This window comes from Mesorhizobium sp. M4A.F.Ca.ET.090.04.2.1 (genome assembly GCF_003999085.1).
In the GTDB taxonomy this organism is placed as follows: domain Bacteria; phylum Pseudomonadota; class Alphaproteobacteria; order Rhizobiales; family Rhizobiaceae; genus Mesorhizobium.
In genome coordinates, this window is sequence record NZ_RZOT01000470.1 from 1 (window position 1) to 4,859 (window position 4,859).

The following is a 4,859-nucleotide window of genomic DNA, read 5'->3' on the forward strand; positions in this document are numbered from 1 at the left end:
GCATGAAATCGTCGGGCATGTGGCGCGTCTTGCCTGCGACATTCTTCAGCGGCACCTTCTTCAGCACGGTTTTGGAACCGTCATGCTGCAGCGCCACCGAGCCGCCGCCCTGCCCGGCGACCTCGACTGCGAAGGCGCCGGCGTCGAAGGCCTCTTTGGCGTCGACGGCATTGATCGCGCCGATGTAGCCGCGCGGCATGTAGCCCAGCGCATCGACCCGCGCCCGCTTGCCCGGCAGGCCTTCGGCCAGCGCCCGTTCCAACGCCGCCGTCAGGTCGCTGCCCGACAGCTTGACGTTGCCGTGCTGGTCGCGTTCGAGCTTCTCTGGCGGCACCAGGCTCTCGACCAGCGCCTTGCCGTCGGCTGTGCTGACGCCCTCCGACACGGCGACGATGCAGCGCTTGTGGCGGTCGAGCGTGGCCCGCACGTCGTCGATGAAGCGTTTCGCCGAGAAGGCGCGCTCCGGCACGTAAACCAGATGCGGGCCGCTGTCCGGATCGAGCAGCCAGGCGGCGGCGGCCGCGGTCAGGAAGCCGGCGTGCCGGCCCATGACGATGCCGACATAGATGCCGGGCAGGGCGCGGAAATCGAGGTCGACCGAGAGGAAGGCGCCGGCGACGAACTCGGCCGCCGAGATGAAGCCCGGCGTGTGGTCGTTCTCCTCGAGGTCGTTGTCGATAGTCTTCGGCGCGTGCACGAAGGCGATTGTGCCGCCGGCTGCGTCGGTCAGGATCTGCTGCGTGCCCGACGTGTCGTTGCCGCCGATATAGATGAAGGCGTCGGCGCCGATCTTCTTCAGCCCGTTGAGGATCACCTCGCAATAGGCGGCGTCGGGCTTGTCGCGGGTCGAGCCGAGCGCCGCGCTCGGCGTCGCCGCGATCAGCCTGAGCTGCTCCTCAGGGATGGCCGAGAGGTCGGCATAGTTGCCATCGCGGATGCCGCGCACGCCGTGGATCGAGCCCAGCACCCGGGCGCCGGGATGGCGCTTGCGGATCTCCAGCGCGGCGCCGACGACCGTCTGATTGATGACGGCGGTCGGGCCGCCGCCCTGCGCGATGACGAAAGTTCCGGCCATGCTTGATCTCTCCCGGGGCGATGGTTTCAGGGCACCTTCGCCTGTCTTGCTGGATGACGCAACGGGAGAAAAGACCGCACTTGGACAAGTCGCCAAAGCGGCCGCCGGCAGCGGCCGAGGATCAGACCACGACCACCGGGTTCTTCTTCGACACGCGGCTGTAAAGATCAATGATGTCCTGGTTGATCAGCCGAACGCAGCCCGACGACATCGCCTGGCCGATGCTCCACCATTCCGGCGAGCCGTGGATGCGGTAGCCGGTGTCCTTGCCGTTCTGGAAGATGTAGAGCGCCCGCGCGCCAAGCGGGTTGGTGAGGCCGCCGGGCTGGCCGCCCTGCCATTTCACCAGTTCCGGCTTGCGCTGGATCATTTCCGGCGGCGGCGTCCAGACCGGCCATTCCTTGCCGTACTGGATGTTGGCGCGGCCCGACCAGCGGAAGCCGTCCTTGCCGATGCCGACACCGTAGCGGATGGCGTCGCCGCCGGGTTGCACCAGATAAAGCATGCGCTCCTGCAGGTGCACCACGATGGTGCCGGGCGCCTCGCCGGTCTTGTCGACGACGATCTGGCGGCGGAACTCCGGCTTGACCTTCAGGTAGGGCACCGCCGGCACCTCGAAACCCCCATCGGTCAGCGACGCATACATGACGTCGGGGCCTGTGATGTTCTTGTCGACGCTGATCGCTGGGCGCAGGGGATGCACCGAGCCGGTGGTGGTGTCGTCGATCTGCAATTGCGGCAGGTCGAGCGTCTCGGTGGTGCTGCAGCCGGCGATGCCGAGCAGCGCCGCGGCGCCGAAGCCCGAGATCATGCTGCGGCGGGAAAGCTGTATTCCGGTTTCGATAGCATCGCCGTTCGAAGGCGGCGTCAAACTTTGCGGCAACTCGCGCATGCACCAAACCCTACACTGTCGGCGGGAAGCACGGTCCGGCCGGATAGCAGGCATTTTCATCGATCATGGTTGAAAAAGCGTGAAGGACCCGACTTTGGTCCTAAGGGCCGTCGCCGCCGCCGGCAGGGCCGAACCAGCCGCCCAAACATTTCGAAGATGCCTCTTTACATTCCGGCCGACCCGAGGATTTATCCTTTTCTTTGTGCTCAAGGAGTGAGGAAATGTCCTTCGAGAACTGGGCCGCCTTCGCCGCCGCCTCCACCATCCTTCTCGTCATCCCGGGTCCGACGATCCTTCTGGTCGTCTCCTATGCGCTCGGCCAGGGCTGGCGCACCGCGCTGCCGATGGCGGTCGGCGTCGCGCTCGGCGACTTCACCGCCATGACGCTGTCGATGCTCGGCATCGGCGCACTGCTGGCGGCATCGGCCACCGTGTTCACCGTGCTGAAGGTGATCGGCGCCTGCTATCTGATCTATCTCGGCGTCAAACTGTTCCGCGCCGGCGGGGCGCTGAAAGCCGAGCCGCGCACCGACGCGGTGTCCGCCGCCAAGATGATGGCGCATGCCTGGCTGGTCACCGCGCTCAACCCGAAGAGCATCACCTTCTTCGTCGCCTTCCTGCCTCAGTTCCTCGACCGGCACGCCGATTTCTGGCCGCAGATGCTGATCTTCGAGACGACCTTCCTGGCGCTCGCCTTCGCCAATGCCTTCGGCTACGCACTGATCGCGGCCCGGGCGCGCAACGTCGTGCGCAACCCGAAGGCGATTCGCATCTTCAACCGCACCGGCGGCACGCTGCTGGTCGGCGCCGGCATCGCCACCATGGCGATGCGCTCGGGCAATTGAGTCAGGTCCAGCCAAACGGTGCAAGCCGCCCCTCGCCGGTTGGCGAGCCGAGTGTCGATGTTTTAGGATCACGTCCAGTTCGATCAGGACGGTAGCAGGGCACTCAATGGCGCTGAAGAACGCATTCGGCCTGACATTTTCCGGCGCGACGGAGGCGGGATTTTCGCCCTATGAGAGGGCTGTCCGCGAGCTGCAATGCTTTATCGGCGATCCGGTCGCTACCATCGACCGCGCCATCGCCGAAGATCCCGGCTTCGTCATGGCCCATGTGTTCAAGGGCTATCTCTTTGCGCTTGCCACTGAGCCTGAGGCGACGGCCGTGGCCAGGGCCTGTCACGAAGCGGCGCTGCCGCTTGCGGCGACGGCGCGCGAGCAGGCGCATATCGCGGCGCTCGGCCATCTCGCCGCGGGCCGTTGGCACGACGCCTCGCGCCTGCTCGAGGACATCGCCATCGATTTTCCGCTCGATGCGGTGGCCCTGCAGACCGGGCATCAGATCGACTTCTTCACCGGCAATGCGCGCATGCTGCGCGATCGTATCGGTCGCGCGCTGCCGTCCTGGCAGAGGGGCATGCCGGGCTACCACGCCATTCTCGGCATGCAGGCCTTCGGGCTGGAGGAGATGGGCGACTATGCTCGCGCTGAGGGCTTCGGCCGGACGGCGATTGAGATCGAGCCGCGCGACGGCTGGGCGCAGCACGCGGTCGCGCATGTTATGGAAATGCAGAGCCGGCAAAAGGACGGCATCGCCTGGATGCGCGCCAACCCGGACGCATGGACGAAAGACAGCTTCCTCAAAGTGCACAATTGGTGGCACCTTGCGCTGTTCCACTACGATCTCGGCGAGACCGAGGAAGTCCTGGCGCTCTATGACGGGCCGATCTACGGCACGCGCTCGACACTGGCGCTCAACATGGTGGATGCTTCGGCGATCCTGTGGCGGCTGCATCTCGGCGGCGTCGATGTCGGCGATCGCTGGACCGCTCTCGCCGCCAATTGGGCGCCCAAGGCTGCTGCCGGCAACTATGCCTTCAACGATGCCCATGCGATGATGGCTTTCGTCGGCGCTGGGCTGGAGGCGCCGGCCAGGACCTTGCTGGAGGCGCAGCGCGAGGCGATGCATGCCAGCGACGACAACGCCGCTTTTACCCGGGATGTCGGCCATCCGCTGACGCTGGCGATCAAGGCGTTCGGCGAAGCTGACTACACCGAGGCGGCGCGCCTGATCCGGCCCATACGCTCGATCGCGAACCGCTTCGGCGGCAGCCATGCGCAGCGCGACGTCATCGACCTGACGCTGATCGAGGCTGCCCTGCGCGCCGGCGATGGACCGCTGGCGCGGGCGCTGACGGGCGAGCGCGCCTTTGCGCGGCCGGACAGTCCGCTGTCGGCGCTGTTTTCGCGGCGCGCCGCCGATTTGTCCGAGAATTGACCCGAAGCGGATCTTGGCATAAGAACTGGCCAAGCCAGATTTTTTCGAGATCCGAAAAAATTAAAGGCATTGGGAGGACATCATGTATCTCGGCCTCGATCTGGGCACGTCGGGCGTCAAGGCGCTTTTGATCGATGCCGGGCAGACCGCCATCGGCTCCGGTCACGGCTCGCTCGATGTCTCGCGGCCGCATCCGGGATGGTCCGAGCAGGATCCCGCGCACTGGATCGCGGCCTGCGAAAAAGCGATTGCCGAACTCAAGGCCGCACATCCGAAGGAACTCGCGGCCGTCAAGGGCATCGGCCTGTCCGGCCAGATGCATGGCGCAACCCTGCTCGACGCCGGCGACCAGGTGCTGCGCCCCTGCATCCTGTGGAACGACACGCGCAGCCATGTCGAGGCCGCCGCGCTCGACGCCGATCCGCGCTTCCGCAAGCTCACCGGCAACATCGTCTTTCCGGGCTTCACCGCGCCGAAGCTCGCTTGGGTGAAGAACAACGAGCCCAAGATCTTCGCCGACGTGGCGAAGGTGCTGCTGCCCAAGGATTTCCTGCGGCTCTGGCTGACGGGCGAGCACATTTCGGAAATGTCCGACTCCGCCGGCACCTCCTGGCT

5 protein-coding genes are annotated in these 4,859 nt (G+C 66.0%); 3 read left to right on the forward strand and 2 right to left on the reverse strand.

The genetic code is table 11. From position 1 onward, the window contains the following. A partial coding sequence (locus tag EN781_RS25820) for a diphosphate--fructose-6-phosphate 1-phosphotransferase (RefSeq protein WP_127400459.1) occupies positions 1-1,075 on the reverse strand: 1,075 nt, incomplete at its 3' end. Between the two features lie 121 nt (positions 1,076-1,196). Continuing rightward, the gene (locus EN781_RS25825) at positions 1,197-1,967 is read right to left on the reverse strand and encodes a L,D-transpeptidase (RefSeq protein ID WP_126056937.1); all 771 of its coding nucleotides are present in this window, start codon (positions 1,965-1,967) and stop codon (positions 1,197-1,199) included. Positions 1,968-2,188: 221 nt separating this feature from the next. Here EN781_RS25825 and EN781_RS25830 point away from each other — a divergent pair, with 221 nt between their 5' ends. The 3 genes from EN781_RS25830 to EN781_RS25840 all read left to right on the forward strand — a co-directional run. After that, a complete protein-coding gene (locus EN781_RS25830; protein ID WP_126056936.1) occupies positions 2,189-2,812 on the forward strand; it encodes a LysE family translocator in 624 nt (207 codons plus the stop codon). Between the two features lie 106 nt (positions 2,813-2,918). After that, complete coding sequence (locus tag EN781_RS25835) at positions 2,919-4,244, forward strand: tetratricopeptide repeat protein (protein WP_126056935.1); 1,326 nt, start codon at positions 2,919-2,921, stop codon at positions 4,242-4,244. A gap of 82 nt (positions 4,245-4,326) precedes the next feature. Continuing rightward, on the forward strand, positions 4,327-4,859 hold a 533-nt coding region (locus EN781_RS25840), incomplete at its 3' end, for an FGGY family carbohydrate kinase (RefSeq protein WP_245492654.1).

Excerpts from the sequence above, each read along its gene's own strand:
- EN781_RS25830 (WP_126056936.1), top strand. The coding sequence starts at position 2,189 with ATGTCCTTCGAGAACTGGGCCGCCTTCGCCGCCGCCTCCACCATCCTT.
- EN781_RS25835 (WP_126056935.1), top strand. The coding sequence starts at position 2,919 with ATGGCGCTGAAGAACGCATTCGGCCTGACATTTTCCGGCGCGACGGAG.
- EN781_RS25825 (WP_126056937.1), bottom strand. The coding sequence starts at position 1,967 with ATGCGCGAGTTGCCGCAAAGTTTGACGCCGCCTTCGAACGGCGATGCT.